This window comes from Methylobacterium fujisawaense (genome assembly GCF_039619325.1).
Taxonomy (GTDB): domain Bacteria; phylum Pseudomonadota; class Alphaproteobacteria; order Rhizobiales; family Beijerinckiaceae; genus Methylobacterium; species Methylobacterium fujisawaense.
On sequence record NZ_CP155000.1, the window covers coordinates 5,867,501 to 5,893,000 of the forward strand.

At 71.8% G+C, this 25,500-nt stretch carries 24 protein-coding genes (1 of these 24 running past the window's edge); 16 read left to right on the forward strand and 8 right to left on the reverse strand.

The features are described from left to right. From ABC766_RS27850 to ABC766_RS27860, 3 genes are all read left to right on the forward strand, one after another. A protein-coding gene (locus tag ABC766_RS27850; protein ID WP_342145601.1) for an autotransporter assembly complex protein TamA crosses the window boundary here: on the forward strand, window positions 1–708 show its final stretch. 1,206 nt of this gene lie to the left of the window's left edge; only the last 708 of its 1,914 coding nucleotides appear in the window; its start codon lies off the left edge, out of view; the stop codon is at window positions 706–708. Continuing rightward, window positions 709–5,061 (forward strand): translocation/assembly module TamB domain-containing protein, encoded by a 4,353-nt coding sequence (locus ABC766_RS27855; RefSeq protein ID WP_345819994.1) that lies wholly within the window; start codon window positions 709–711, stop codon window positions 5,059–5,061. A gap of 129 nt (window positions 5,062–5,190) precedes the next feature. Continuing rightward, the gene (locus ABC766_RS27860) at window positions 5,191–5,508 is read left to right on the forward strand and encodes an HPr family phosphocarrier protein (protein WP_043349643.1); all 318 of its coding nucleotides are present in this window, start codon (window positions 5,191–5,193) and stop codon (window positions 5,506–5,508) included. A gap of 3 nt (window positions 5,509–5,511) precedes the next feature. On the opposite strand, the gene ABC766_RS27865 is transcribed toward ABC766_RS27860, so the two are convergent. The 4 genes from ABC766_RS27865 to ABC766_RS27880 all read right to left on the reverse strand — a co-directional run bounded on the left by ABC766_RS27865 (window position 5,512) and on the right by ABC766_RS27880 (window position 9,952). Continuing rightward, entirely contained in the window at window positions 5,512–6,132 is a 621-nt protein-coding gene (locus ABC766_RS27865; protein ID WP_345819995.1) for an endonuclease III, read from the reverse strand. A 162-nt stretch (window positions 6,133–6,294) separates the two neighbouring features. Then, entirely contained in the window at window positions 6,295–7,158 is an 864-nt protein-coding gene (locus ABC766_RS27870; RefSeq protein ID WP_345819996.1) for a hypothetical protein, read from the reverse strand. A gap of 103 nt (window positions 7,159–7,261) precedes the next feature. Beyond that, window positions 7,262–8,353: a CobW family GTP-binding protein gene (locus ABC766_RS27875; RefSeq protein ID WP_043384296.1), complete on the reverse strand. Its 1,092-nt coding sequence runs from the start codon at window positions 8,351–8,353 to the stop codon at window positions 7,262–7,264. A gap of 66 nt (window positions 8,354–8,419) precedes the next feature. After that, window positions 8,420–9,952, reverse strand: coding sequence for a D-alanyl-D-alanine carboxypeptidase family protein (locus tag ABC766_RS27880; RefSeq protein ID WP_287090296.1), 1,533 nt, complete (start codon window positions 9,950–9,952; stop codon window positions 8,420–8,422). 265 nt (window positions 9,953–10,217) lie between these two features. On the opposite strand from ABC766_RS27880, the gene queE reads away from it, so the two are divergent. Further along, the gene (gene queE, locus ABC766_RS27885) at window positions 10,218–10,850 is read left to right on the forward strand and encodes a 7-carboxy-7-deazaguanine synthase (RefSeq protein ID WP_345822849.1); all 633 of its coding nucleotides are present in this window, start codon (window positions 10,218–10,220) and stop codon (window positions 10,848–10,850) included. A gap of 123 nt (window positions 10,851–10,973) precedes the next feature. Here the strand turns inward: queE and ABC766_RS27890 are convergent, their stop codons facing one another. Continuing rightward, window positions 10,974–11,192 carry a hypothetical protein gene (locus ABC766_RS27890; protein ID WP_342142616.1) on the reverse strand — a complete coding sequence of 73 codons (219 nt, stop codon included), beginning with the start codon at window positions 11,190–11,192 and terminating at the stop codon, window positions 10,974–10,976. A gap of 538 nt (window positions 11,193–11,730) precedes the next feature. Between ABC766_RS27890 and ABC766_RS27895 the strand changes: the two genes are divergently transcribed. The 3 genes from ABC766_RS27895 (at window position 11,731) to ABC766_RS27905 (ending at window position 12,872) form a co-directional block, all read left to right on the forward strand. Then, a complete protein-coding gene (locus tag ABC766_RS27895) occupies window positions 11,731–12,147 on the forward strand; it encodes a hypothetical protein (RefSeq protein WP_345819997.1) in 417 nt (138 codons plus the stop codon). Between the two features lie 101 nt (window positions 12,148–12,248). Continuing rightward, on the forward strand, window positions 12,249–12,416 hold the full coding sequence (locus ABC766_RS27900; RefSeq protein WP_158498453.1) for a hypothetical protein: 168 nt from the start codon (window positions 12,249–12,251) through the stop codon (window positions 12,414–12,416). A 27-nt stretch (window positions 12,417–12,443) separates the two neighbouring features. Next, window positions 12,444–12,872: a DUF4339 domain-containing protein gene (locus ABC766_RS27905; protein ID WP_345819998.1), complete on the forward strand. Its 429-nt coding sequence runs from the start codon at window positions 12,444–12,446 to the stop codon at window positions 12,870–12,872. Between the two features lie 8 nt (window positions 12,873–12,880). Here the strand turns inward: ABC766_RS27905 and ABC766_RS27910 are convergent, their stop codons facing one another. Then, window positions 12,881–13,792 carry a DUF6925 family protein gene (locus tag ABC766_RS27910; RefSeq protein WP_182593117.1) on the reverse strand — a complete coding sequence of 304 codons (912 nt, stop codon included), beginning with the start codon at window positions 13,790–13,792 and terminating at the stop codon, window positions 12,881–12,883. A gap of 175 nt (window positions 13,793–13,967) precedes the next feature. Between ABC766_RS27910 and rfbC the strand changes: the two genes are divergently transcribed. The 4 genes from rfbC (at window position 13,968) to rfbA (ending at window position 17,461) form a co-directional block, all read left to right on the forward strand. After that, the gene (rfbC, locus tag ABC766_RS27915) at window positions 13,968–14,519 is read left to right on the forward strand and encodes a dTDP-4-dehydrorhamnose 3,5-epimerase (RefSeq protein ID WP_345819999.1); all 552 of its coding nucleotides are present in this window, start codon (window positions 13,968–13,970) and stop codon (window positions 14,517–14,519) included. A gap of 91 nt (window positions 14,520–14,610) precedes the next feature. Beyond that, on the forward strand, window positions 14,611–15,660 hold the full coding sequence (gene rfbB, locus ABC766_RS27920) for a dTDP-glucose 4,6-dehydratase (protein WP_179696692.1): 1,050 nt from the start codon (window positions 14,611–14,613) through the stop codon (window positions 15,658–15,660). Continuing rightward, on the forward strand, window positions 15,660–16,565 hold the full coding sequence (rfbD, locus tag ABC766_RS27925; RefSeq protein ID WP_342142610.1) for a dTDP-4-dehydrorhamnose reductase: 906 nt from the start codon (window positions 15,660–15,662) through the stop codon (window positions 16,563–16,565). Before rfbB ends, rfbD begins: the two co-directional genes overlap by 1 nt. Next, window positions 16,562–17,461 carry a glucose-1-phosphate thymidylyltransferase RfbA gene (rfbA, locus tag ABC766_RS27930; protein WP_043384277.1) on the forward strand — a complete coding sequence of 300 codons (900 nt, stop codon included), beginning with the start codon at window positions 16,562–16,564 and terminating at the stop codon, window positions 17,459–17,461. Before rfbD ends, rfbA begins: the two co-directional genes overlap by 4 nt. Window positions 17,462–17,489: 28 nt before the next feature. On the opposite strand, the gene ABC766_RS27935 is transcribed toward rfbA, so the two are convergent. After that, complete coding sequence (locus ABC766_RS27935; protein ID WP_051044598.1) at window positions 17,490–17,756, reverse strand: hypothetical protein; 267 nt, start codon at window positions 17,754–17,756, stop codon at window positions 17,490–17,492. A gap of 169 nt (window positions 17,757–17,925) precedes the next feature. Between ABC766_RS27935 and ABC766_RS27940 the strand changes: the two genes are divergently transcribed. From ABC766_RS27940 to ABC766_RS27960, 5 genes are all read left to right on the forward strand, one after another. Further along, window positions 17,926–19,023 (forward strand): OpgC family protein, encoded by a 1,098-nt coding sequence (locus ABC766_RS27940; protein ID WP_043757619.1) that lies wholly within the window; start codon window positions 17,926–17,928, stop codon window positions 19,021–19,023. Beyond that, a complete protein-coding gene (locus tag ABC766_RS27945; protein ID WP_345820000.1) occupies window positions 18,984–19,916 on the forward strand; it encodes an SGNH/GDSL hydrolase family protein in 933 nt (310 codons plus the stop codon). Before ABC766_RS27940 ends, ABC766_RS27945 begins: the two co-directional genes overlap by 40 nt. Window positions 19,917–19,972: 56 nt before the next feature. Further along, window positions 19,973–21,313, forward strand: a complete 1,341-nt coding sequence (locus ABC766_RS27950) for a lipopolysaccharide biosynthesis protein (protein ID WP_287090009.1) — start codon at window positions 19,973–19,975, stop codon at window positions 21,311–21,313. Beyond that, window positions 21,310–22,449: a GNAT family N-acetyltransferase gene (locus ABC766_RS27955; RefSeq protein WP_345820001.1), complete on the forward strand. Its 1,140-nt coding sequence runs from the start codon at window positions 21,310–21,312 to the stop codon at window positions 22,447–22,449. The genes ABC766_RS27950 and ABC766_RS27955 overlap by 4 nt, the downstream gene beginning before the upstream one ends. A gap of 341 nt (window positions 22,450–22,790) precedes the next feature. Next, window positions 22,791–23,045, forward strand: coding sequence for a hypothetical protein (locus ABC766_RS27960; RefSeq protein ID WP_043350706.1), 255 nt, complete (start codon window positions 22,791–22,793; stop codon window positions 23,043–23,045). A gap of 10 nt (window positions 23,046–23,055) precedes the next feature. On the opposite strand, the gene ABC766_RS27965 is transcribed toward ABC766_RS27960, so the two are convergent. Next, a complete protein-coding gene (locus ABC766_RS27965) occupies window positions 23,056–25,425 on the reverse strand; it encodes a PAS domain-containing sensor histidine kinase (protein WP_043384266.1) in 2,370 nt (789 codons plus the stop codon). Window positions 25,426–25,500 lie beyond the last annotated feature (75 nt).

A 25,500-nucleotide genomic window follows, 5' to 3' on the forward strand; every position in this document is an offset into this window, starting at 1 on the left:
TCTGGGGCGATCCGCCACCGCTTCTCGGACACGTTCTCGGCGCAGATCGGGCTCGACGCCCAGGCGGGCCGGTCGAAGGATGCCCTCGGCACCGTCAATTACCGGCTGATCGGCGTCCCCGCCTCGGTGACCTACGATTCCACCGACAGCCTCCTCGACCCGACGCGGGGCGTTCGGGCGATCGCGTCGCTGGCGGTCTATCCCGGCGCGATCTCGTCACCCGGGATCGTCGTGGCCAAGGCGCAGGGTTCGACCTACTACGCCCTGGACGACGAAGCCCGCATGATCCTGGCCGGCCGCATCGGGTTCGGCTCGGTCTCCGGGGCGCCGCTGGGAGAAATCCCGGACAATTTCCGGTTCTTCGCCGGCGGAGGCGGCTCCGTGCGCGGCTATCCGTATCGGACCCTCGGACCAATCGGCCCCTACAACCTCCCGATCGGCGGCCGCAGCCTGCTCGAGGCTTCCCTCGAGGCGCGCATCAAGGTCACGGACACGATCGGCGTGGTGCCGTTCTTCGACGCGGGCACCGCCTTCGCCTCGGCGACGCCGGATTTCGATGAGAAGATCCGCAAATCCGTGGGCATCGGCCTGCGCTACTACACCGGTATCGGCCCGATCCGCGCGGATCTCGCCTTCCCGCTCGATCCCTACAAGGGCGGGCACGTGCGGCCGGCCGTCCTGTATCTCAGCCTGGGACAGGCGTTCTGAATGGCTCTTCGGACCGGACTCACGCGACGCCGCGCCACGCCGAGACGCGGCGGCGGCCGGTGGCTTGGCCTCGTCCTGGTCTGCCTGATTCTGGCGCTGCCCTGGGCCGTCACGCTGACTTCCGCCGAAGAGGGGGACAAGTCCGTGCTCGGCGGACTCTTGTCGCGGGCGCTCTCGACGCCCTCGTCCCGGGTGGCGATCGGCGCCATCGACGGCGCCCTGTCCTCCGACGCCACCATCCGGGACGTGGCGATCAGCGACCGCGACGGCGTCTGGCTGAAACTCGACCGGGCCCGCATCGTCTGGCGCCGGCTCGCCCTCCTGTCGGGACGCCTGGAGGTCGACAGCCTCGAGATCGGGCATCTCGATATGCTGCGGCGACCGATCCCCGGTCCACCGCCGCCCGAAGCGAAGCCCGATGGCCGGCTGCTCCCGGACCTGCCCGTCAAGGTCGAGATCAAGGGCTTCAAGCTGGCCGAGCTGACGCTGGGCGAGGCGGTGGCCGGGCAGCCGGCGCGGCTATCCGCGGAGGGCCGGGCGAAGCTCGGCGCCGCCAGCGAAGGGCTCGACCTCCAGGCCAGGGCCCTGCGCCTCGACGCGCCGGGCCGCTTCCTGCTGTCGCTGCTGTTCGTGCCGAACGGCGAGCGGCTCGAGCTGAAGGCGAACCTCGTGGAGCCGGCAGGCGGCCTGCTCTCGAAGGCGGCCAACCTGCCCGGCACGCCGCCAATCGACTTCGAACTCGATGGAACCGGGACGTTGGACGCCTGGGGGGCCAAGCTCGACTTCACGGCCGGACCCGACATCGGTGCCAAGGGCGGTGCGAAAATCTCCCGTATCGGGGCCGAGCGGCGCCTCGCCCTGGATCTCGCGGCCCGGATCGAGGGTCTGATGCCGGGCCCGGCGGCCGCGATCTTCGCCGGCACCACCAAGCTCGACGGCGGCATCGCCTTCGCGGATAGCGGCGCCTTCCGGATCGACCGGCTGGAACTGACCTCCCGCACGGCGCGTCTGGCCGCCGGCGGCAGCCTGACCCGCGACCGGGTCGCCGACCTGACGCTCCAGGCCCGCGCCCTGCCCACGGAGGGCGAGGTCACCCGGGCCGGCGAGGCCGAGATCGGCAAGCTCGTCTTCGACGGCAGCCTGAAGGGACCGCTCGCGGCACCGACGGTCCGGGGCCGCCTCGACGCGGCTGCCCTGCGCAGCCGCGATTCCAGCCTGGACCGGATCGAGGCCAGCCTCGGGATCGACCCGCAGGGCGACCCATCGGCGCAGCGTTTCGCCATCACGGCGGACGGCCGGGTCGAGGGATTGAAGCTCGCCGATCCGGCCCTGCGCCGGGCGATCGGCAGCCGGGCCAACGTGACGCTCCGCGCCTCGGCCGGCGCCGACGGCGTGATCGATATCGCGGCGCTCCGGCTCGACTCTGACACGGCGCGGGCGGCCTATGTCGGTCGCGTCGGCCAGAACACCCTGACGGGCACCGTAGACGCGGCCCTGCCGGACCTCTCGGTGTTCTCGGGTCTCGCGGGCCAGGGCCTTGCGGGCAGCCTCGACGCCAAGGCGCGGCTGAGCGGCGATCCGGCGCGCAAGGCCATCGCGGCCGACCTCGCCGTGACCACGAGCGGCCTCGTCACCGGGATCCAGGCCGCCGACCGCACCCTCGGCCGCGCACCGACCCTTCAGGGGCGCGTCTCCCAGACCTTTGACGGCTACGGCTTCGACCATCTGCGCCTGGAGGGCGCCGGCGTCGCCGCGACCCTGCAGGGCGAGGCGACGGCGTCCCGGGCGGATGTCACCGGGCGGCTCGATCTCAGGAGCCTCGCGGATCTCGACGGACGCCTCACCGGCAAGGCCAGCATCGATGCGCGCCTGACCGGATCCCTGGAACATCCGGATGTGACCGCGGCTCTGACGGCGCCGTCCGCCACCGCGGCGGGAAAGCCGATCCGGGACCTGCGCGCCGAGGCGGTCCTGCGGGACGCGCTCCTCGCCCCGGACGGAACGGTCCGACTCAGCGGCGACGTCGCCGGCAAGGCGCTCACGGGCGGTGCCCACCTCGCGCGCGTCGGCGGCGATTGGGTCCTCGACCGGCTCGGTCTCGATCTCGGCTCTGTCGCCGTCGCGGGCCACGCCATGGTCGCGGCCGACACGTGGCTGTCGGCCGGTGCGCTCACCGTGCGGGCCGGCGATCTGACGGACATCGCGCCCCTGGTCCCGGAGCCGGTCACGGGCCGACTCGACGCCGCGCTGACCCTCGCCCGTGACGGCGGCCGCCAGGATGCGGCCATCCGCGCCACCGGAGCCGCGCTCCGATACGGGGAGGCCAGCCTCGCGCGTCTCGATGCGGATCTCTCGGGCCGCGACCTGCGCGCGCATCCCGTTCTCGAAGGGCGGCTCGAAGCCGACCGGCTTGTGGCCGCCGGCCAGCAGGTCGACACGATCCGGCTCCTCGCCAACGGTAGCCCCGCCTTCAGCGACGTGACCCTGACCGCCCGGTCGCGCGGCTTCAATCTCGACGGCGCCGCGCGGGTCGTTCCGGCCGAGGACACGCGGATCGAGATCCAGCGTCTGTCGGCCGCCCGGGGCGGCGATCGCTTCGCCCTCACCGGGCCGGCGGCGATCACGCTTCGGGACGGCGGCGCCGTGATCGACGGCCTGTCCATCGCGGCGGGCGCGGGTCGCATCACGGCCGCGGGCCGTGTCGGGCAGGCTCTCGACCTGCGGGTGGCGATCCGGTCGCTGCCCCTGTCGCTCGCCCGGATCGCCGCGCCGAGCCTCGCCCTTTCGGGGACCCTGGACGGTGAAGCCGATCTCCACGGGCCTGTCACGCGCCCCGAGGGACGCTACGCGATCAGCGTCGCGAAGCTCGTCGCCCCGCAGACGCGGCAGGCCGGACTTCCGGCGATCGACGCCACCGCCAAGGGCACCCTGTCGGATGGGCAGGCGAGCCTGGACGGTCGAGTGACGGCAGGGCGCGGCGTCGCCCTGACGGTCTCGGGATCGCTGCCCGTGGAGGCAGGGGGCCCGTTGGACCTGCGCGCACGCGGGACCCTGGACGCATCCCTCGCCAATTCCCTGCTCAGCGTCGGCGGCCAGAGCGTCACCGGCAAGGTTGCCATCGACGGCGGCGTCACCGGTACGCTGGCGGCGCCGCGGGCGCAGGGCGCGGCGGTGCTGACCGGCGGCAGCTTCACCGATCCGCTGAACGGCCTCCGCTTCACCGGGATCGAGGGACGCGTCACCGGTCGCGGCGACAGCGTCGTGGTCGAGCGCCTGACCGCGAGCGCCCGCAACGGCGGCCGGGTCTCGGTCACCGGCCGCGTGTCCCTCGCGCCCGACTTCCCGGGCAGTTTCCATGTCGTTGCCGACAAGGCCGAACTCGTGTCGAGCCCCTTGATGACGGCCGTGTCGAGCGTCGACGTCACGCTGGCGGGTCCGCTGGCGCGGACACCGCGGATCGCCGGTCGCGTGGATGTCGTGTCGATCGATGTCGCGGTCCCGGATCGGCTCCCAGCCACCATCCGGCCGCTGCCGGGGGTCCGCCACGTCAACACGCCGCCGGAGCTGCGCGCGCGCCTGGCGCAGCGGGCGGAGAGGAAGGCCGCGGCACGTCCCGGGCGGCGGTCCGGAAAGCCGGCCGTGCCGTTCGACGCCACCCTCGACGTCACGATCGATGCGCCGAGCCGCATCTTCGTGCGCGGGCGGGGCATCGACGCGGAACTCGGCGGCGCGCTGCGTGTCACCGGAACCTCCGCGTCGCCCAACGCGAACGGCGCCTTCTCGCTGCGGCGCGGTCAGTTCGAGCTTGTCGGCCAGCGCCTGGATTTCAGCCGCGGCCGGCTGACCTTCGCGGGCAGCCTGACCACGCCGGAACTCGATTTCGTCGCCGAGACCAAGGCCACCGACGTGACCGCCCGCATCGCGGTCTCCGGCTTCGCGGACGCACCGCAATTCTCCCTGACCTCGGATCCAGCCCTGCCGCAGGATGAGATCCTGTCGCGGATCCTGTTCAAGAAGGCGTCGGCCGGCCTGTCGCCGTTCCAGGCCCTGCAGCTCGCCCAGGCAGTCGCCCAGCTCTCGGGGGGCGCCGCGGGTCCCGACATGTTCGAGCAGGCCCGCAAGAGCCTCGGCCTCGACAGCCTCGACGTTTCCACCGGCGCGAGCGGCGGGCCGGCGATCGGCGCCTCGCGCTACATCTCGGATCGGGTCAGCGTCGGCGTGAAGGCCGGGGCGAAGCCCGCCGACACGGCCGTCGGCGTCGATTTCGACGTCACCCGCCGGATCAAGCTGAAGGGCGAGGCCGGGAGCGACGGCCGCACCAGCCTCGGCGTCGGCGCCGAGTACGAGTGGTAGCCGGCCCGATCCACAGGACCGGCTTGCGCGTCCTCAGCAAGGCTACGGGATCGACACGCCCGGTCAATGGTTTAGGTTCGGCACAGGCGGCCGCCAGGGCCGCCGATCGGGCGGGAAACACGACGGACGATGGACGAGCTTTTCGAGACGGATGACGATCCGCCGGTTCCGGAGGGCGGCCTTCTCCGCAAGCTCCCGATCATCAACAGGCGGGGCCTCCATGCCCGCGCATCCGCGAAGTTCGTCCAGACCGTTGAACGCTACGACGCCGCCGTGACGGTGACCCGGGCGGGGGAGACCGTGGGCGGACGCTCCATCATGGGCCTGCTGACGCTGGGGGCCGCCATGGGCACACGCATCGCCGTCACGGCCGTGGGCCCGGATGCGGAAGACTGTCTCGACGCCATCGAGGCCCTGCTCGCCAACCGCTTCGGCGAAGACGAGTAGCGGCTAGGCCGTCGATCGGCCCGGCCAGGCGCACAGGTCGGAGACGGGGCATCGGGGGCAGGCAGGCTTCCGGGCGGTGCAGATGTCGCGCCCGTGTCGGAACATCCAGACATGGGCATTGTCCTTGAAGCCCTCCGGCACGCTCCGGGCGAGGCCGTCGGCCACCGCGTCGACCGTCGGGCCCGGGGCCAGAGGGATCCGGTTCGAGACACGGAAGACATGGGTGTCGACCGCAATCACCGGTTCGTGGAAGGCGAAGTTCGCCGTCACCTCCGCGCTCTTGCGGCCGATCCCCGGGAGGCGGCGCATCTCCGCGGCGCTGCGCGGGACGCCGCCGCCGTAATCCGCCACCAAGGCCGCCGACAGCTTGACGATGTTGCGCGCCTTGGATGGCCCGAGCCCGACCGGCCGGATGATCTCGACGATCCGGGCTTCCCCGAGTGCCACCATGCCGGCGGGATCGCGGACCTCGGCGAACAATGCCTCTGCGATCCGCGAAACGGTCGGTCCGGTGGACTGGGCCGAGAGCAGCACGGTCACGAGCAGGCGGAACGGGTCGGTGCGGTCGAATCCGGCTTTCGGATCCGGATCCCTGTCCGCGAGACGCGCGAGCACCGCGGCCACCGTGGCGGCGTCTCCCGCCTGACCGCCTTCAGACGCCGGTCCCGCGGCGGCCTTCCGGCGCGGAGCGGATCGAATGCCATGGGTCAGGTCGCGGGTCATGGGCGCCAGCTAGGGTTCGGACGCCTCCCGCGACAGGCTCCCTGCGCGCGGCGGATTGACCGCTCAGGCCCGGGCCCGCCGCCAGGGTACCGCGTTGGAGCCGGCGCAGAGGTGGAGCGTTCCGGACACGACTGCGCCGGCCCGGCGCCGGAACTCGATCTGCAGCGCGCCGCGACGGGCGAACAGCCGGGTGACCACCCGGACCAGCGATGCCTCGGCCGGGTCGGCGATGATCGGCCGCGCAGCCGTCCGGGCGTCGAGGGCGAGGAAGGTCTCGACCGCATCGCGGACGGCGGCTGGTTCGGTCACGGCCAGCATCTCGGACTCCGCGGGCTCCCAGCCTGCCGGGCGGATGCCGATCAGGTTCCCGGCCGGAACCGAACGCGGTCGCGCCGGACGGCTCGCCGCCAGGATGGGACGCCGCGGTCCCGGATCCTGTACGGGCGCGGACTCACCGACCAGGCGGAGCGGGCGGCGCAGCGCCCCGAGCCGTTCCCGCAAGGCCCGGTCCACGGCCTCGGCGGCTGCGTGCTCCACCAGGGCGGCGGCGTCAGGCTCCGCGAGCTGCCAGGGCCGGGCCCGGCCGCCCCAGACCGAATGGGGCATCGCCAGCGGGACGACCCCGCGCAGCGTCTCGCGGCCGTCGCGCGCATCCCGGCTCCAGGCCAGGGCGACGGCGACGGAACGCGCCGCCGGACGATGCTGGGCCAACGGCAGGAGATGATCCGGGTCGCGGAGCGGATCGCTGACGGCATTGCGCACCAGCATGGCCCGCCAGGCGGCGACCGCCGCCGCATCCACGGCACCGGGCCGCTGGAGATCGACCCGCCACGTCTCGGCCTGCGGACCGGCTCCGGCATCCGGAATTGCCGTGTCGTCCGCCCGCTCGGACAGGCCGCCCTGTATCACGGTGAAGCGTCGCACCATCGCGTGTCCTGCCTGTCGACGATCCGTCCCGATCCGGGACGATCCGGCGCCTCAGGGGCGCCATTCGGCTCGATGGCTTCAAGGATGGTGCCGCCCGCCGGCGTCAGGGGCCGGGGATCGCCAGGGGGTTGTTGGTGAGCGCCGCGGCGTCCGGCGCGTCGATCCGGGGACGGCCCAGGAAGGCGTCCCAGAGCTGGCGCACGAAGGCGGGATCGAGATCGCGCAGGATCAGCACGAGCCGCGAGGTGTGGTCTGGATCAGGCCAAGCCGGCAGCGTGATCGGCGCGTGGAACACGTGCTGGACGCCGTGGACGACGAGCGGGCGCTCGGGATCGTCGGCGAGGGCGACGATGCCCTTGAGCCGCAGCAGCTTCGGACCGTGGCCGGAGCGCAGGAGGTCCATGAACATCTCGAAGGCGGGGCGCGGCACGGGCGCCGGGCTGGTCAGGCAGATCGCCTGGATCGCGGCGTCGTGGCGGTTCACGTCGGCGTGGTGGCGATCCTGCGCCAGCGCCGCGTCGCCGAGCCAGGCACGCACGTCGGCCGCCTTGCCGTCGAGACCGAACAGACCCCCGAGGAGCGCCTCCGCGGGGGCGTCCGGCGCGACGATCGGGGCGGCCGGGTTGAGCGCCGCCAAGCGTGCGCGGATGCCCGACAGGTCGCCCGCGAGATCGGTCTTGGTCAGCACGATCCGATCGGCGACCGCGGCCTGCCGCAGGGCCTCCGGATGGGCGTCGAGGGTCTCGGCGCCGGTCAGCGCATCCACCAGGGTCACCACGGCCTGGAGGCGGTATCGGAGCACCAGATAGGGATGGTAGATCAAGGCGTGGAGGATCGGTGCCGGATCGGCGAGGCCCGTCGTCTCGATCACCACGCGCCGGAACGGCCGTATCCGGCCGTTGTCGCGCTTGCGCAGCAGATCCTCGAGGGTGGCGATCAGGTCGCCCCGCACCGTGCAGCACAGGCAGCCGGCGCCGAGAAGGATCATGTCCTCGTCAACGGTCTCGATGAGCAGGTGATCCAGGCCGATCTCGCCGAACTCGTTGACGATCACCACCGTGTCGGCGAGCGCGGGATCGCGCAGCAGCCGGTTCAGCAGGGTGGTCTTTCCGGCGCCGAGGAAGCCGGTGAGCACGGTCAGCGGGATGGGCTCCGGGCGACGCGGGTCCGGAGCGGGCACGATGGTGTCTGACATAGGCGGCGAAGTGGGGTGCGTCGGGCTCCGCGGCAACGCGGCACCACGCCGGACATCCGCGATGGCCTACTCGTCCGCCGCGGCCTTCTTGGCGGCCGGCTTCCTGGCCGGCGCCTTGGCCGCCGCCTTGGCATCGGACTTGGCATCGGGCTTGGTCTCGCCCTTGGTCGATCCGGACTTGTGGGCGGCGGTCTTCGGCGCGGACTTGGTCAGGCCCTTGCCGGGCTTGGCCTCGGGCATCCCGGGCGTCTCGTCGGCCGTGTAGGCGCTCGCGTTCCGCGGCACGCCGTGACCCGGCTTCGCGGCGACCTTCGGGGCCGTCTTGGCGGCGGCCTTCGCGGCCTGGGCGCGTTCGAGTCGGGCCGCCTGGGCCTGCTTGGCCGCCTCAAGGGCCGCCGCGCGCTTGGCCTTTGCGGCCTCGAGCTTGGCGGCGCGGGTGTTGGCGGCGGCGGCCTTCTGCTCGGCCTCCTGCGCGTCGAGGATGTTCTGGCCTTCGGCCGGGTTGCGGCCGATCCAGACGGCGATCGGCTGAAGCGGCGCCCGCGGCGGCAGGGAGCGGGCCCGCAGGGCAGGATTGGAGAAGGCGGCCAGCGCCAGCGCCGGCGAATTCGCCGCCGAGCCGCCGATCAGCTGCGCGGCGGAACCGGGGGCGCTCAGCGCGCCGGCCCCGTCCTCGATGGCCGGTGGCTTCTTGCCGCCGCAGATGAAGGGGCGCATATCCGGCGGCGCGGACAAGGCCGAGGCCGGGAGCGCGTCGAGGGTCGGGCTCGTCCAGCCGGCGCTCTGGCCGAAGGCGTAGTCGAACAGGTCGGCGGCCTTCACGTCGCGCTCGCGCGGGCTCGGCTGCCCCATCACGATGGTGACGATCCGCCGACCGTTGCGCGTGGCGGTCGCCACCACGTTGAAGCCGCCCGAGCAGATGAAGCCGGTCTTCATGCCATCCGTGCCGGGATAGCGTCCGAGCAGCCCGTTGTGGTTCGCCATCACGGCGCGGCCGAACTGGATCGCCGAGATCGAGAACAGGTCGTGGGAATCCGGGAAATCGCGGATCAGAGACCGGGCGAGAACCGCCATGTCGCGGGCGGAGGTCCATTGCCGCGGGTCGGGCAAGCCGTTGGGATTGTACCAGCGGCTGTCATGCATGCCGATCCGCTGCGCGGTCTCGTTCATCAGTGCGGCGAAGTTGTCGACGGTGCCGCCGAGCGACTCGCCGATCGCGTAGGCGACGTCGTTCGCCGACTTGACCATGATGATCTTCAGGGCGTTGTCGAGGGTGAGCTGTGTCCCCGGCTTGAAGCCCATCTTCGAGGGCGGCTCGGCGGCGGCGGCGGCCGAGATGGTGATCATCGAGTCGAGCGAGACCTTGCCCTGCCGCACGAGATCCAGGGCGACGTAGGTGGTCATCAGCTTGGTGATCGAGGCCGGATACCAGGGATCGGTCGGCGCCTGCGCGTAGATCACCTTGCCGGAATCCACGTCCGCCACGAGGATCGGCACCGTCACGGCATTCGCGGCGCCGATCCCGATCAGGCCCGCCCCGAGCAGACCCGTCAGCGCCGCAAACCCGACGGTGACGCGTCGGTAGAGAGAAGAGGACATTCGAGCCCGACTCATCAGAGGATCGCCTGGTCGACGCCGCGCGGCGTCGGTTTTCCGGCCGGCCAGCCGGAGAGCGGCGCAACCCGGCCGGCCGAAAGCGGTCGCCGGACTGCATCTCGGCATGAACGAGTCCACCATGGCAAGAGCAAGGCGAGATCGCACCGCGAGTCTGCTCGGCGCGGTTGTCGGTGGCCCACCGGCCAGGCACGGCTTATGTGCAGTCAGAGCGCGGAGCGGACCGCGCGCGGACGTGACTGGGACAGTTGTGGCTTACGCGGTCAAGGAGATTTTCCACACACTTCAGGGTGAGGGCGCCCAGGCCGGCCGCGCCGCCGTGTTCTGCCGCTTCGCCGGCTGCAACCTGTGGTCCGGTCGCGAAGCCGACCGCGCGTCAGCGGCCTGCCGATTCTGCGACACGGATTTCATCGGGATGGACGGGGAGGGCGGCGGCCGCTTCACGGATGCGGCGGCGCTCGCCGACGCGATCGCCGCCACCTGGGCGGGAGGCGCCGAGAATCGCTACGTCGTCTTCACCGGCGGCGAGCCGCTGATCCAGCTCGACACGCCCCTGATCGAGGCCGTCCATGCGGCCGGGTTCGAGATCGCGATCGAAACCAATGGGACTTTGCCCGCGCCGCCCGGTATCGACTGGATCTGCGTCAGCCCCAAGGGAAGCAACGCCCTGGCGCAGACCTCCGGCCATGAACTGAAGCTCGTCTATCCGCAGGCGGACGCCGATCCGGCGGCTTTCGTCGGGCTCGCATTCCAGCACCGCTTCCTCCAGCCCATGGACGGGCCGGACCGCGCCGCCAGCACGGAGGCGGCGATCGCCTATTGCCGCCGCGATGCCCGCTGGCGGCTGTCGCTGCAAACCCACAAGATCATCGGCATTCCCTGACAAGATCAGCGCAAGACGGGTTACGCCGCTCGACAGTGCTCTTCTCGTCGCGCGGAGAATCGGAAACGATCAGCCCTGTGTTTCAGCTGCGGAACAGGGCCGTTGAGCGCCGATGGATCTTTCTCACAGCCGCGGATCATCTCCGCGCCAGCGCGGAATGCGCACGCTTCCGAATGCCACGGGATCTGGCCGGTCGATCCCGATCCGCATGTGACGAACCTGTCCGGCCGTCAGCTCTGGCATTTCCGGGGCGGGATACCGGTGGCGGCCGAGATAAACGGAATCCGCATCGCCGCGGATGACGCGCGGATCGCCCAGCTCGGCATCCGGCGGGACACCCAAGCCCGCCCCTATCCAGCGCATTTCACCCACGCACCGGCAACCGGCAAGATCCTGCGCAACCCCGCAACCGCCGAGGAGCCGGCCACGCTCGACATCGACCGCGGCAGCTTGACCGAGCTTCCTCTCCCGAGCGGCGTGCCGGTGCTGCTCCGGGCCGGGCGCCCGGCCGCGCTCTACCTGTTTCAGGTAAACCTGGGCGCCTTGGACACCTGGGACGGCCGGACGTTCCTGCCTCGCGGCCGTCTGCCCGCCGCTGCACCGCGAACCACGCCGACGGCGTCTCCCGCGGGGATCGCCTACACCGCCGCCGACGCGCTGGTCTCGGCAGGACTTCCGCAACTCGGTCCCCGCCTCGCCTCCGGCGAAGCGGGCCTGCCGCGCCTGCGCTTTCTCTCCGCTCCGGGCTGGCGGCGCAGGCGCGGCTTTCGTTGCTTGGCCGGACGGCTTCGCGCCGATCACCGCGCAAGCGCCGTGGCACGACCGGGCCGACCAGCACCACCAGCTCGGCATCCCGGAGGGTCGCTACCACCTCGCCGCAGTGACGCCGGACCGGACGCTCCACCCCCTCGACGGGCCGCGCCTCGCCGCCGGACCCGTCGCCTACTGGGGCGCGGACCGCTTCGACCTGCCCTGGCAGCCGCCGGCCGAGACGCTCACGCTCGGAGCGCATGCGGGCGCTCTCCTCGTTCCGCTGCTGGCCTTGCCCCGCGATACCGTGCTCCTCGCCCTGGACATCGACGCTCCGCGCGCCGCATTCCTCCAGGGCGCCGCTCTCCGCGAACCGGTGATCGGCCACGTCCTGCACCACGCCCACGGGGTTGGCCTTCACCGCCTTCCGATCACCCTGGAGGTGGCGTCACGCGGCGACGCCGACGCGCTCCTGCACGACAACGCGCTGTACCTCTGGACCCGGTCCGGGCGCAGCGGCCACGCGCTGCGGCTTCAGACGGCCTGAGGTCGCTTCTGACCCGCGCGGCGCTCGCGCTGCTCGTCCTCTGGTCGCCCCCGGTCCAGGTCGCCGCCCATCAGCTCGTGCTCGTTCAGGATTCCGGATGGATGGAGCCGTTCCTGAGCGCCGAGGGCTCGCAATTCCGGCCCTTCGTCGAGGCACTGGCGGCAGCCATCCGCGTGCCGGAGGGCACGATCGCGATCGGGACCTTCGACCAGGACGGCCAGGTTCCCGGGCGCACGTCGCCGCGCATCCTGCACAAGATGCGCAAATAGGCGCCGCCGGGCCCGGACCGCACCGCCATGACGGCCCTGTTCTCGCTGAACTACTCGGCGCTGGGTCGAGCCGTGCTCGCCACACGCGGGAGTCTGGACTTCGAGGAAGCCGCCGCTCAGGCCGGCCTCGACAAGGTCGCGGCCTTCTTCGGGGTCGCCCGGGGCGAGGCCGAGCGCCACCTCCCGACCGTCGATCCGGCGGCCTTCGCGACCGACGCCCTGCTGCGCCTTCTGGATCGGACGCCGCCGGCCCCGCCGGAGGAGACGGCGATGCGGTTCTATCTCTATCGCGACGCGGTGACGGGGCCGTTCCCGCTCTCCGCGCTCGTCGGCATGGCGCGTTCGGGCGCCCTGCGGGCGGACACGCCGATCCATCCGCTCGGGGGAGCGTGGATGCCGGCCGGCGGCCAGCCCGAGCTGGCGCCGCTCTTCGTGCCGGCGCCGCCGGACCTGTGACGTCCCGCTCAGCCGGCCATGGCCCTCCGCTGGGCGCGCGCCGCTCGGACCGCCAGGCGGGCGAACCGTCCGTCGACGTGCGACGGGTCGGGATCCTGCCCGGCCAGGATCGTGCGGCGCAGGGCGACCAGCGCGGGATCGCCCCAGGCGTCGAGCACCAGCGCGAACGCCGCGTGGCGTCCGGCATCGAACGGGATCGGCCGACCGGGCCGGTCCCGGGCCGGATGCGCCGGTTGGAGCGCGCCGCAGGGCACCCAGCCCTGCGGGATCGGCGCGGTGGCCGCATGGGTCCGTCCGAGCCGCAGCAGCTGCGGCAGGACGTGGCTCTGCGGTCCGGACCCCGCTTCGGCCGGATCGGGCCCCGGGGCGAAGACCTCGATGCGCCCGCAGCGCGTGATGAAGACCCGATCCGGGTGCGCCGCGAGCGACCGCAGGATTCCCGCATCGCCGGACGCCAGGAGCGGCCGGCCCGCCAGCGCCCGAAGCCTACCGATGCCTTCGGGATCGGCCACCCGCAGGCAGGCATCCACGGCGCGCAGGCCGAGGCCGAGGTCGAACAGGGACGCGGCGCGGTCCTGCGGCCGGATTGCCGCCGCATCGGGCCCCAGCTCGGTCAGTACGGTGCGCCCGCCCATGGCACAGGCCGCTTCGGGGAGGCAGAGCGCGACCGCTTGGCTCCAGCCGCCGTTGAAACCGGTCTCGTAGGCGAACGGCCTGAGATCCGGCGGCATCACGAGGGCGAGGGCGCCCCGGGCCGTGACGATGCCGATCCCCCCATCCTCGAGGGGCCGGGCCGCCTCGTCAGGGTCCCGCGCGAAGACGGCGCCGGCTCCGTAGCTGCCGAGGCTCCACGTGCAGGCCGGATCGGCCATTTGGGCCCGCAGCAGGGTCTCCACCGCGGATCCCGGTCCGGCCGTCATCGGCTCCTCGCACGCACGCCACCGCAGCGGGCACGCCTTGACACGGACGGCGAATGACCGGAAGTCGCGGGGCATCACCGAGGTTGTGGTCGGCAAGGCGGGCGCGCGGCCCGGAACGACCGATGCGGAGACGTCCGCTGGACCTCGCGACGGGATCCGCAAGAAGGGCGCTGGCATGGACGTCATCGAGACCGAGATCCCGGACGTGAAGCGCATCGCGGTGAAGCGCTTCGGCGATACGCGGGGCTGGTTCTCCGAGACGTTCCGGGCCGACGCCCTGGCGCGGGTCGGCATCACGACGCCGTTCGTACAGGACAACCAGTCCTTCTCGGCGCCGCAGGGCACGATCCGCGGTCTGCACTTCCAGATCGCGCCCCGGGCCCAGGCCAAGCTGATCCGCGTGCTCCAGGGCTCGATCCTCGACGTCGCGGTCGACATCCGCAGCGGGTCGCCGACCTACGGAAAATACGTCGCCGTGACTCTCGACGCCGAGACGGGCGAACAGCTCTACATCCCGCACGGCTTCGCCCACGGCTTCTGCACCCTGACCCCCGACGTCATGGTCGCCTACAAGGTCGACGAATACTACAGCCCCGAGCACGACCGGGCGCTCGCCTGGAACGATCCCGAAGTCGGGATCCCGTGGCCGGTCTCGGGCGAGGCGGCCATCTTGTCCGACAAGGATCGCCGCGCCCCGCGCCTCGCCGATCTCGGCCAAGTCTTCTGAACCGCGCGGCCCGGCCGCAATTTCGTCACGCCGGCCAGTCTTACGCTGCCCGGCTATTCCGTTTCTGACCTATCCGAAGAGGTGACACGCCATGCGCATCCTGGTGACCGGAGGCTGCGGCTTCATCGGCTCGGCGCTGGTGCTGCACCTCGTCAACGATCTCGGCCACGACGTCTGCACCCTCGACGCGATGACCTATGCGGCCAACCCGGTCTCGCTGACGCCGCTCGCCGACAACCCGCGCCATCGCCTGGTCGAGGCCGACATCTGCGACCGCGCCGCCGTGCAGAAGGCCTTTGCCGACTTCAAGCCGCAGGCGGTGATGCATCTGGCCGCCGAGAGCCACGTCGACCGCTCGATCACCGATCCGGGCGCCTTCGTGCGCACCAACGTCATCGGCACGCAGACCATGCTGGATGGGGCGCGGGGCTATTACGAAGCCCTGCCGGAGGCGGACAAAAAGAGCTTCCGGTTCCTCCACGTCTCCACCGACGAGGTCTACGGCTCGCTGCCGCCGGACGCGTTCTTCACCGAGGAGAGCCGCTACGATCCGCGCTCGCCCTACTCGGCCTCGAAGGCGGCCTCCGACCACCTCGCCCGCGCCTGGCACGAGACCTACGGCCTGCCGGTGCTGGTGACCAACTGCTCGAACAATTACGGGCCGCGGCACTTCCCCGAGAAGCTGATCCCGCTGATGATCCTGAACGCCCTGGAGGGGAAGAAGCTGCCGGTCTACGGCGACGGCCTGAACGAGCGCGACTGGATCCACGTGGAGGATCACGCCAAGGGCCTCGTCGCCGTGCTGGAGCGCGGCCGGATCGGCGAGACCTACCTGCTCGGCGGCCGGGCGGTGCGCAACAACCTCGCGGTGGTGAAGGCGCTGTGCGCGGCCTTCGACCGGCTGCGTCCGCAGAACGCCCCGCACGAGCAGCTGATCAGCTTCGTGGCCGACCGCCCGGGCCATGACCGGCGCTACGCCATCGACTGCACCAAGGCCGAGGCCGAACTCGGCTGGCGCCCGCAGAAGACCTTCGAGCAGGCGCTGGAGGAGACCGTCGCTTGGTACCTCGCCAACGAGGGCTGGTGGCGCCCGATCCGCGAGGGCCGGTACAAGGGCGAGCGCCTGGGACTGAACGGCTGATGGACATCCTCGTCCTCGGGGGCGCGGGCCAGGTCGGCACCGAGCTGCAGGCCCTGTCCTGGCCGGACGGCGTCCGCGTACACGCACCGGGCCGTACGGATCTCGACATCACCGACGCGGACGCCGTCGCGGCGGCGCTCGCCGCGCGCGACTACCGGGCGGTGATCAACACCGCCGCCTACACGGCCGTCGACAAGGCCGAGTCCGATGTGGTCGCGGCGTGGCGCCTCAACGCGCTCGCGCCGGCGATCCTGGCGGCCGCCACGGCGGCGCAATCCATCCCGCTGGTCCACGTCTCGACCGACTACGTCTTCGCCGGCACGAAGCGCGACGGGGCCTACGCGCCCGACGCACCGATCGATCCGCAGAGCGTCTACGGCGCCAGCAAGGCCGCCGGCGAGCTGGCGGTGCGCACCGGCAATCCGCGCCACGCCGTCGTCCGCACCGCCTGGGTGGTGAGCCCGCACAGGGGCAACTTCGTCAAGACGATGCTGCGGCTCGCGGCCGAGCGCGATGCCCTGACCGTCGTCGACGACCAGCACGGCTGCCCGACCTCGGCCACCGACCTCGCCGCCGCCCTCGCGACGATCGCGCAGCGCATGGCCGGGGATGCGGACGCTCCCACCGGCACGTTCCACTGCGTGAACGCCGGCGACACCACATGGTGCGGCTTCGCCGAAGCGATCGTGGCGGGCTCGGCCCGCCGCGGCGGCCGCTCGGTGCCGGTCAAGGGCATCCCGACTTCCGCCTATCCGACACCGGCCCGGCGGCCGGCCAATTCGCGCCTGTCCACCGACAGCCTCACGGCCGCTTACGGCATCGCGCCGCGGGCCTGGCAGGCGGCACTCGACGATATACTGGACCGGCTCGTCGGGCCGGTTTCAGAGGGAGTTTCCAAGCCATGAAGGGCATTGTTCTGGCCGGCGGATCCGGCACGCGCCTGCACCCGGCCACGCTGTCGATCAACAAGCAGCTCCTGCCGGTCTACGACAAGCCGATGATCTACTACCCGGTCTCGGTGCTGATGCTGGCCGGCATCCGCGAGATCCTGATCATCTCGTCGCCGGAGCACCTCGACAATTACAAGCGCCTGTTCGGCACCGGCGAGCAGTTCGGGCTGAAATTCTCCTACGCGCTGCAGCCGCGGCCGGAAGGCCTCGCCCAGGCCTTCGTCATCGGGCGCGACTTCGTAGGCGACGACGACGTGGCGCTGATCCTCGGCGACAACCTGTTCTTCGGCGCCGGCATGGGCGAACTCCTGGATCGCGCCGCCGCGCGCAAGCAGGGCGCGACCGTCTTCGCCTACCACGTCGACAACCCGCAGGCTTACGGCGTGGTCAACCTCGACAAGGCGGGCCGCCCGACCAAGATCGTCGAGAAGCCGCAGAACCCGGAATCCACCTGGGCGGTGACCGGCCTGTACTTCTACGACAATCAGGTGCTCGACATCGCCGCCGACGTGAAGCCCTCGGCCCGCGGCGAGCTGGAGATCACCAGCGTCAACGAGGCCTACCTGCAACGCGGGCAACTGCACGTGGAGCGCATGTCACGCGGCTATGCGTGGCTCGACACCGGGACCCACGACAGCCTGCTGGAGGCGAGCGAGTTCGTGCGCACCCTGCAGCACCGCCAGGGCCTGCAGGTCGCCTGCCTGGAAGAGATCGCCTACCTCCAGCACTTCATCTCCCGCGACCAGCTCGTGGCCCGGGGCGAGATGTTCGCCAAGACCGCCTACGGGCAGAACCTGCTGCGCCTCGCCCGCGAGAGCGAGGACGACCTGCGGCTGCGTCGCGGCAAGTAGCCGGAGTGCCCTCGGTCGGACGCGCCTCCTATTTCGGAGCGCATCCGATGCAGATGCCCCGCATGATCCGATCGTTCTGCGCCTCGTTCGGCGTGAGCGTGCGCCGGTCGTCGGGAGTCGCCGCGCCGGCCCCCCGGCTCGGCGGCATCACACGGCCGAGGGAGGAGGTGTTCGGCGCGGTCGCCGTTGAGGCGGGACCGCCGCCGGTGCCGGTCTGAGCTTGCGCCGCCGCAGCGCTGGCCGCCAGGATTGGCAGGAAGATCGCGAGGCCGAGGGTGGTGAGCGGTCGGGTCATCTGTCTGGAACTCCGTGCCGGGCCATAACGCGGGTGTGACCATCCGGTTCGACCCCACGGGCCGATCCCTACCTTTGTTCGCCTTTGCAGAACCGATGCGGCGCCGTATCAGGAGCCGCGTTCCCGCAGCCGACATTCTGAAGCGTCGAAACCCGGAGCCGCCGCGACGATGCGGGACCCCAACGCGATCGACTTCTGGCGCGGCTTCGCCCTGATCACGATCTTCATCAACCACATCCCCGGCAACACCTTCGAGCGCTACACCTTTTCGCAATACGGCATCTCGGACGCGGCCGAGCTGTTCGTGTTCCTCGCGGGCTGGTCGATCGGCATCGCCACACGGGGTCGCGACGGCAACCCCGAGCCGCCCGGACGGAGCGTGGTGCGGCTGCTGGCCCGCACCGTCGAGGTCTACCGGGCGCAGCTCACCGTCATGCTGCTGGCGCTGGCGATCATCGCGGGCGCGGCGCTGCTGCTCGACAACCCGCTCATCCTCGAATGGCACAATGCCGGCGGCTTCTTTGCGGACCCGATCCAATCGGTCTGCGGCATGGCGCTGCTGACCTACCAGCTCGGCTACTTCAACATCCTGCCGCTCTACGTGCTGCTGATCGGCATCGCGCCCGTCTTCGTGCTCGTCGGGCGCGTCAGCCTGCTCGCGGCCCTGGCGCTCTCCGTGGGCGTGTATCTCGCCAGCCTCATCTTCGGCTGGAACCTTCCGTCCTGGCCGGGGGAAGGGGACTGGTTCTTCGATCCGTTCTGCTGGCAGCTTCTGCTCGTACTCGGCTTCGTGCTTCAGGGCTGGAACCTGCGCTCCGATATCCTGCGCCGCTGGGCGCGACGCCTGTTTCCGATGGGCGTCGTCATCGTTCTCCTCGGGATCCTGCTCGCGGTGACGGAGATCCGCCCGGATCCGATGCTCGTTCCGGAGCCGCGCCTGCTCTTCACGTTCGAGAAGACCTACCTCACACCGGCCCGGCTGCTTCATTTCTTGGGGGTATTGTTAGCGTTTGCGCCCCTTTACAGGGTACTCGCCCCCCGAATCGGTCGCATTGTCGGTTATCTAACTCAGATGGGCCGGAACTCGCTGGCTGTCTTCTCGATGGGTTCGATCCTGAGCCTGATCGGGCAGCTCGTGCGTTTCCAGACTGGCGGCGGCGTGCCGATCGATATGCTGGTCGCCGGCTCGGGCCTCGTCGGGCTGGGGTTTACGGCATGGTTCGTCGAATGGCGCAGCCGCAGCAGATCGTCGCGACCGCGGGCATGATCCGGGCGGGGTATCCTGCGCGCCCATCCCGGGCCGTCCGGACCGGTGCCGCCGGCGGGCTCGCCCCGGCGCTGGCCACCTGGATCCTGACGGCCAGCCTGTGGGGCTTTCCGGGCGGATCGGCCGCGGCGGAGCAGCCCACCATTCCAGCCCCGGGCGATCCAACCCTCTCCCTGGAGTGCCGGGTTCCCGGCGCACAATTGTACACCGTGGCCCAGCTCGGCGCCGTCAAGGCGGCGCTGGCGGAGAACCGCCCGCTCAAGATCCTGGCGATCGGCGGCAGCGCGGCGCCCGGGGCGTCCGCCTCCTATCCGGCCAAGCTCGAAGCCGCCCTGGAGCACGCTCTGCCGAAGGTCGACGTGACGATCGACCATCGCGGCCTTCCGGGCGAGATCGCCTCCGGGGCCGCCGAGCGCCTGCGGACCATGGTGGCCGAGGCCGAGCCCGACCTCGTGGTCTGGCAGGTCGGCACACACGATGCCATCGCCCGCGTCGACGTCGACGCCTTCGCGAGCGCGCTGGCCGAGGCCGTCGGCTGGATCCGCTCTCACGAAATCGACGTGGTGCTGGTCGACCCGATCTATACCGCCAGCATGGCGGCCGACGTCGACTACAACCGGATCGTCGAGGCGGTCCGCACCGTCGCGACCCAGCAGGGCGTGCCGCTCGTGCGACGCTACGAGGCGCTGCATTACCTGTCGAGCCGCACCGACAAGGGCGAGGGGCACATGCTCGGCCGCCAGTTCCGGCTCAACGATCTCGGGTTGCGGTGCATGGCCGAGCATGTCGCCCTGACGATCGCAACCTCCCTGATGCGGACCGAGACGCCGAAGGAACCCAAGGCGGCCCCGGCCCAGCCGCCCTTAACCGAGCCGCAACGCGCCCCGGGCTAGACCGGACGGCCAGAGATCGGCCTCCCGCCGAGTTCAGGACGGGCGCGGAGCGCGTAGTGTCAGCCACGGCTCTCCCTCTCCGCGCGTTCCGGCACCTCCGGGCTCTGAAGACCGGTCCCCAGCGGGCGGCCCTCACGGTCTTCGCGATCCGCGTGGGGGCAGCCGGCTTCGCCTACGGCGCGCAGGTGCTCGCGGCCCGGATGATGGGCTGGGACGCCTACGGGATCTTCGCCTCGGTCTGGGTCTGGACCGCGATGCTCGGCCATACCCTGACCCTTGGCCTGTCGCAGGGCGCCTGCCGCTTCGTGCCGGGCGATCAGGCGCAGGGCGATCTCGACCTCGCGCGGGGCTATATCCGGGCCGGCGCCCTGGTGACCGGCGGTGCGGCCCTCGCCATCGCGGGGCTCGGTGCGGCCCTGCTGATGCTCGAACCGGACCTGTTCGCCCCGGCCTACTGGGCCCCGATCGCGGTCGCGCTCGGCGTGATGCCGCTCTTCGCGCTCCAGGATTACCTCGAGGGCGTGGCCCGCAGCCAGAACTGGGTCGGGCTCGCCATCGCGCCGCCCTACCTCCTGCGCCAGACCCTGATGATGGGCTGCATGATCGCGGCGATCCTGCTCGGCGCGCCGCCCCGCGCCGAGGTGGCGATGGCCTGCATGCTGATCGCCGCCGCCGGCGCCACGGGCCTGCAGGCTGCCCTGCTCGCCGCGCGGCTTCGGCGGAGTCTGCCGGCCGGGCCGCACCGCTACCGGTGGCGGGCTTGGCTGGGGACGAGCCTGCCGATCGCCGCCATCGACCTCGCCAATGCCGGCTTCACCTTCGTCGACGTCATCGTGCTCGGTGCCCTGGTGAGCCCGGCGGAGGTCGGGGTCTACTTCGCGGCGACGCGGATCCAGCAATTCGTCGTGTTCGTCCACTACGCCGTCAGCGCGGCGACGCTCCAGCGCTACAGCGCCGCCCAGGCACAGGCCAACCGCTTCCTGCTGGCCGAGCTGGTCCGCCGCCAGGGCCGCATGACGGCAGCCGCGACGCTCGTGGTCGGCGGCGCGATCCTGGCCGTCAGCCCCCTGCTGCTCGCCATGTTCGGCCCGGGACTCGGCGCCAGCGTGCCGATCCTGTGCATCCTGATCGCCGGCAGCGTCGGAGCGAGCCTGTTCGGGCCGGGGGAGGATCTCCTCACCATGCTGGGCGGCGAGCGGCTCTGTGCCGGCATCACCGTGGGGAGCCTCGTCGTCGCCGCAGGTCTGTGCCTCGCCCTGGTCCCGGCCTTCGGGACGCTCGGCGCCGCCATGGCGGTGGCGCTCGCAACCATGGGCCGTGCCGCCCTTCTGGCCCGGGCCGCCGGGCAGATCCACGGGCTGCCGACCCCGGTGTGGGCCGCCGGGATGGCCCGATGACCGCGGCGCCCCCCCTCCGCGCGCCCTCCGACGTCGCGTTCGCGCTGACCGACGCACCGGATCCCGTCGCCTGGGATGCGCTGGTCGCAGCGAGCACCGCCCCGCATCCGCATTTCGCGCGGCACGTGATCGATGCCCATCGGGCCGCAGGACTCCTGTCGGCCGCTCTGCGCTATGTCACGGTCCGCCAGGGAGACCGGCTCGTGGCGCTGCTGCCGTATGCGCCGACCCGCGACCTGTGCGGCCTCGGCAGCCGGATCCTGCGGCCGTTCCTCTCCCCCTACGTGACCGCCACCGCGCCGCTGATCGCCGACGGCCCGGACCGGACGGCCCACGCGCGGGCGCTGGTGGCCGGCCTCGAGGCGGCTTCCGGCGGCCGGGCGTGGCGCTGGCCTCTGCTGCCGACCGGAGAAGGCGCCGTGCCGGACATGCTGGCGGAAATGCGCCGGCGCGGCTGGGCGATCGGCACGGTGGCGGCCTTCGACCGGCCGGTCATGGACCGGCGCGCCGACCAAGCGGCGTTCCTCGCCGATCATCCCAACCGGGCGCGCTTCAAGGATCTGCGCCGCCGGGCGCGCCGTCTGGCGGAGACCGGCGCCGTCGCCCATGTGAGCGCCGCGGGCGGACCGGACCTCGCCCGCCTCGTTGCGGCATTTCTCGACCTGGAGCGCGTCGGCTGGAAGGGAAAGGCCGGCACCGCCATGGCCTGCCGCCCGGAGAGCGCCGCGCTCGCCGGCGCCCTGTTCACGGCGACACCGGGCCCAGTCGGCGTCCGGGCCGATGCGCTGACCCTCGACGGGCGGCCGATTGCCGTCAGCCTGGCCCTCGTCACCGGCGGCACCGCGACCCTGCTGAAGACCGCCTACGACGAAGGCCTGCGCAGCCACGCCCCGGGCCTCCTGCTGGAAGCCGAGATCGTGCGGGCCTGCCACGAGACCGGCTTCGCCGAACGCCTCGACTCGGCGACGTTGGACGGTTCGGCTCTGGAAAGCCTCTACCGCGACCGGACCCCGATCGCCGAGATCATCGCCGTTCCGCCCGGTCGGCAGGTGATCTCCCTGGAGCGGCGACTCCGGCTCGCCCGATTCGAGCGCGACGCGCGCGCCGCCGCCAAGCGGGCGCTGCGGCGGCGCTAGATCGGCGCGGCGCAGGTCGCACCCACGGGCGCCCTTCGGAGATTTGCGAGCGCGATCTCCGGTCATCCGCCCCGGGAAGGCCGGTGACGAAGCCCGTGCTCCGCGCGCAGGCCGGCCCGGCGGCGTGTCCGAGCCAGGGCGCCAGGGCGAAGCTGCGCGTTGCCCGCGACCGCATCGGTCGTATTCTCCACGTCCGGTCCGCCGCACGGACCACCTGCCGGGCCACCACCGGACCGGCCCTTGGGTTTAGCGCCGGGTGGCCATGCCGCGGGAGGACCGGCAGCCGGGCCGCTTGGAACCGCGGCCCGGTCGCGTCGGGCGATCAGCGCGGAGGGGGCATCATGGACGACTGGAAAGCGGGGCTCCGGGCGGAACTGCGGGCGATCGACATCGCCACCGGCGACGCGGCTTCGGCGCAGCTGCCGGACCTGCTGCGACGCCTAAGCCGACATCAAGCCGGGCTGGGTCGCAACCCTGTCCTGTCCCTCTATCGCCAATGGCGCATCCGGAGCCTGGCGCGGGCCGTGGCGGACGCGCGCTGGCACGTGGAACAGGGGCGCCGCGCGCGCCTCGGCGGTCTCGATTCGCGGTCGTGAGAGGGTGCGGTCAGGCCGCGGCGGATCGGCCGGCCGCGCCGCGACCCGACCGCGGCGTCTCACTCAGGGTCTTCAACCCGGGGCCTGCCGCCGCGAGGGGGACCGGCGGATCCAAACGGTCGGCCGGCACGGCCGGCAGGCGCACGAGGACGATCGTGCCCACCGTTTCCTCGGAACGGATCCGGAGCGAACCGCCATGCAGCTCGACCATCGAGCGGGTGATGGCGAGGCCCAAACCCGATCCCTTGTGGCTGCGGGTCATCTGCGTCTCAACCTGGGTGAAGGGCCGGCCGAGCCGGTCGAGATCGGAGCGCGGAATGCCGATGCCGTTGTCCTCGATGTACAGATGCGTGCACGCCCCGGCACGGCGCGCGCGCACCGCGACGCGCCCGCCGGCGGGCGTGAACTTCACGGCGTTCTGCAGGAGGTTGGCGAGGATCTGCCGGATCGCCTGCGGATCGGCCAGCAGGTCCAGCCCGGACGTCACGTCGACGCTGACGGTGATCGCCTTCTCGCGGGCGGCCGGCTCGACCGGGGCGAGCGCAGCCGTGATGGCGGCCTCCGCCGAGATCGCCTTCGGGATCAGCCGCACCCGCCGGGCCTCGAGGCGGGCCATGTCGAGGATGTCGTCGATCATGGACAGCAGATGCGAGCCGCTCTCGCGGATGTCGCGGCAATATTCGGTGTAGCGCGGGGTGCCGAGCGGGCCGAGCACGGCATTCTCCATCACGTCGGCAAAGCCGATGATGGCATTGAGCGGCGTGCGCAGTTCGTGGCTCATATTGGCCAGGAATTCGGCCTTGGCCTGGTTCGCGGCCTCGGCGACCGCCTTCTGGTCGAGATAGCGCTCGGCGAGGTCGGCGAGCTGCTGGGTCTGAAGCTCGAGGGTGCGGCGGGACCGCTTGAGGTCCTTCACGGTCTCGATCAGTTCGCGCTCGGACGCGAGGAGCTGCTCCTGATTGCGCTTCAGGCTGGTGATATCGGTCCCAACCGAGACGTAGCCCCCATCCTTGGTGCGCCGTTCGCTGATCTGCAGCCAGCGGCCATCGGTGAGTTCGGCCTCGAAGGTCCGGGCCGCCATGCTGGTCAACGCCATGCCCGCCTCGGGTGATTCCCGACGGACCTGAGGCAGCACGCCGCGACCCATCACGTCCGTGTAGCTTCGCCCGGCCTGCGCATCCTCCGGGCTCAGGGCGTGGAGGTGGCGGAACTTGGAATTGCACAGGACCAGGCGATTGCCGGTATCCCAGAGCACGAAGGCCTCCGAGATCGCCTCGACGGCGTCGCGCAGGCGCATGTCGGCCGCCGCGTTGGTCTCTTCGAGGGCCCGCTGTTCGCTGATGTCGGTGGCGATGCCGACGAGGTGGCGGCCACCATCGGCGGCGTCGGCCACGACCTCGGCCCGGGCACGCAGCCAGACATAGGCCCCGTCGGCGCCGCGCATCCGGAAGGCGTGGTCGATATGCGTCTGGTTGGCCGCGAGCCCCCGGGCGAGGCTGTACAGGTCGCCATCATCGGGATGGACCAAGCCGTTGACGTCGCCGAACGAGAGATACTCGTTTTGTCGCCGGTAGCCGAGCAGCGTGTACATCGAGTCGGACCAGTAGATCCGGCCCCGGGCGATGTCCCAGTCCCACAGCCCACAGGCACCCCGGCGCAGGGCGGTCTCGAGGCGACCGCGGATCTGCTCGCGGGCGCGGTCGGCCCGGGCCGCCTGACGGGTCTGCAGCCCGTAGGCCAGTCCGACGCCGACGATCACGAGGGCGGCGGCGGCGATCAGGACGATCTGGTCGCGGGTGCGGGCGCTCCAGCCACGCAGCAGCGGCTCGATGGGTTGCAACACCGCCACTTGGCCCGCGCCGCCCGGGAGGCTGTGCATGGCAGCGAGCACGCTCTCGCCCCCGGGGAGCTCGAGGGCCATGGCGCCGGCGCGCTCGCCGAGGCCGGAGAGCGGCTCGCTGTCGCCGAGGACGGCGGCGAGCGTCGTCCGGTCGGCGGGCAGCGGGGGATGGGCGGCGAGAATGCGGGTGTCGGGGCGGACCACCAGCAGGCGGCGGCCGGGATGCCGTTCGCTCTCCGGCATCAGCGCTCGCAGGTCCTCCGCGACGGTACCGGTCGGGTCCACCGCCCGGGCGGCCAGACGGGCGAAGCCTTCGACCTCGGCCCGGGCACCGGCCAGGATCTCGGCCCGCTGGCCCTGGATGTGAAGGGCCGCGAGCCCGACGAGGCAGGCCAGGAACACCGCCAGCGTCCCCGGCACGGCGTAGCGCAGCCAGCGTTCGGCTTGGCCGAGCCGCGGATCCCGGGTCCGCATCGGCCAGGAGATCGTGAGATTCGAATCCGCACGCGCGGAGAAGGAAGCGGAAGCCGCCTCCGGCATGGCCGAACCTCACCCGTGGGAACAGCGATCCGGTACGGGCGCCCGGCCCCCGAAGGCCCCCCGAATCTGAGTGAA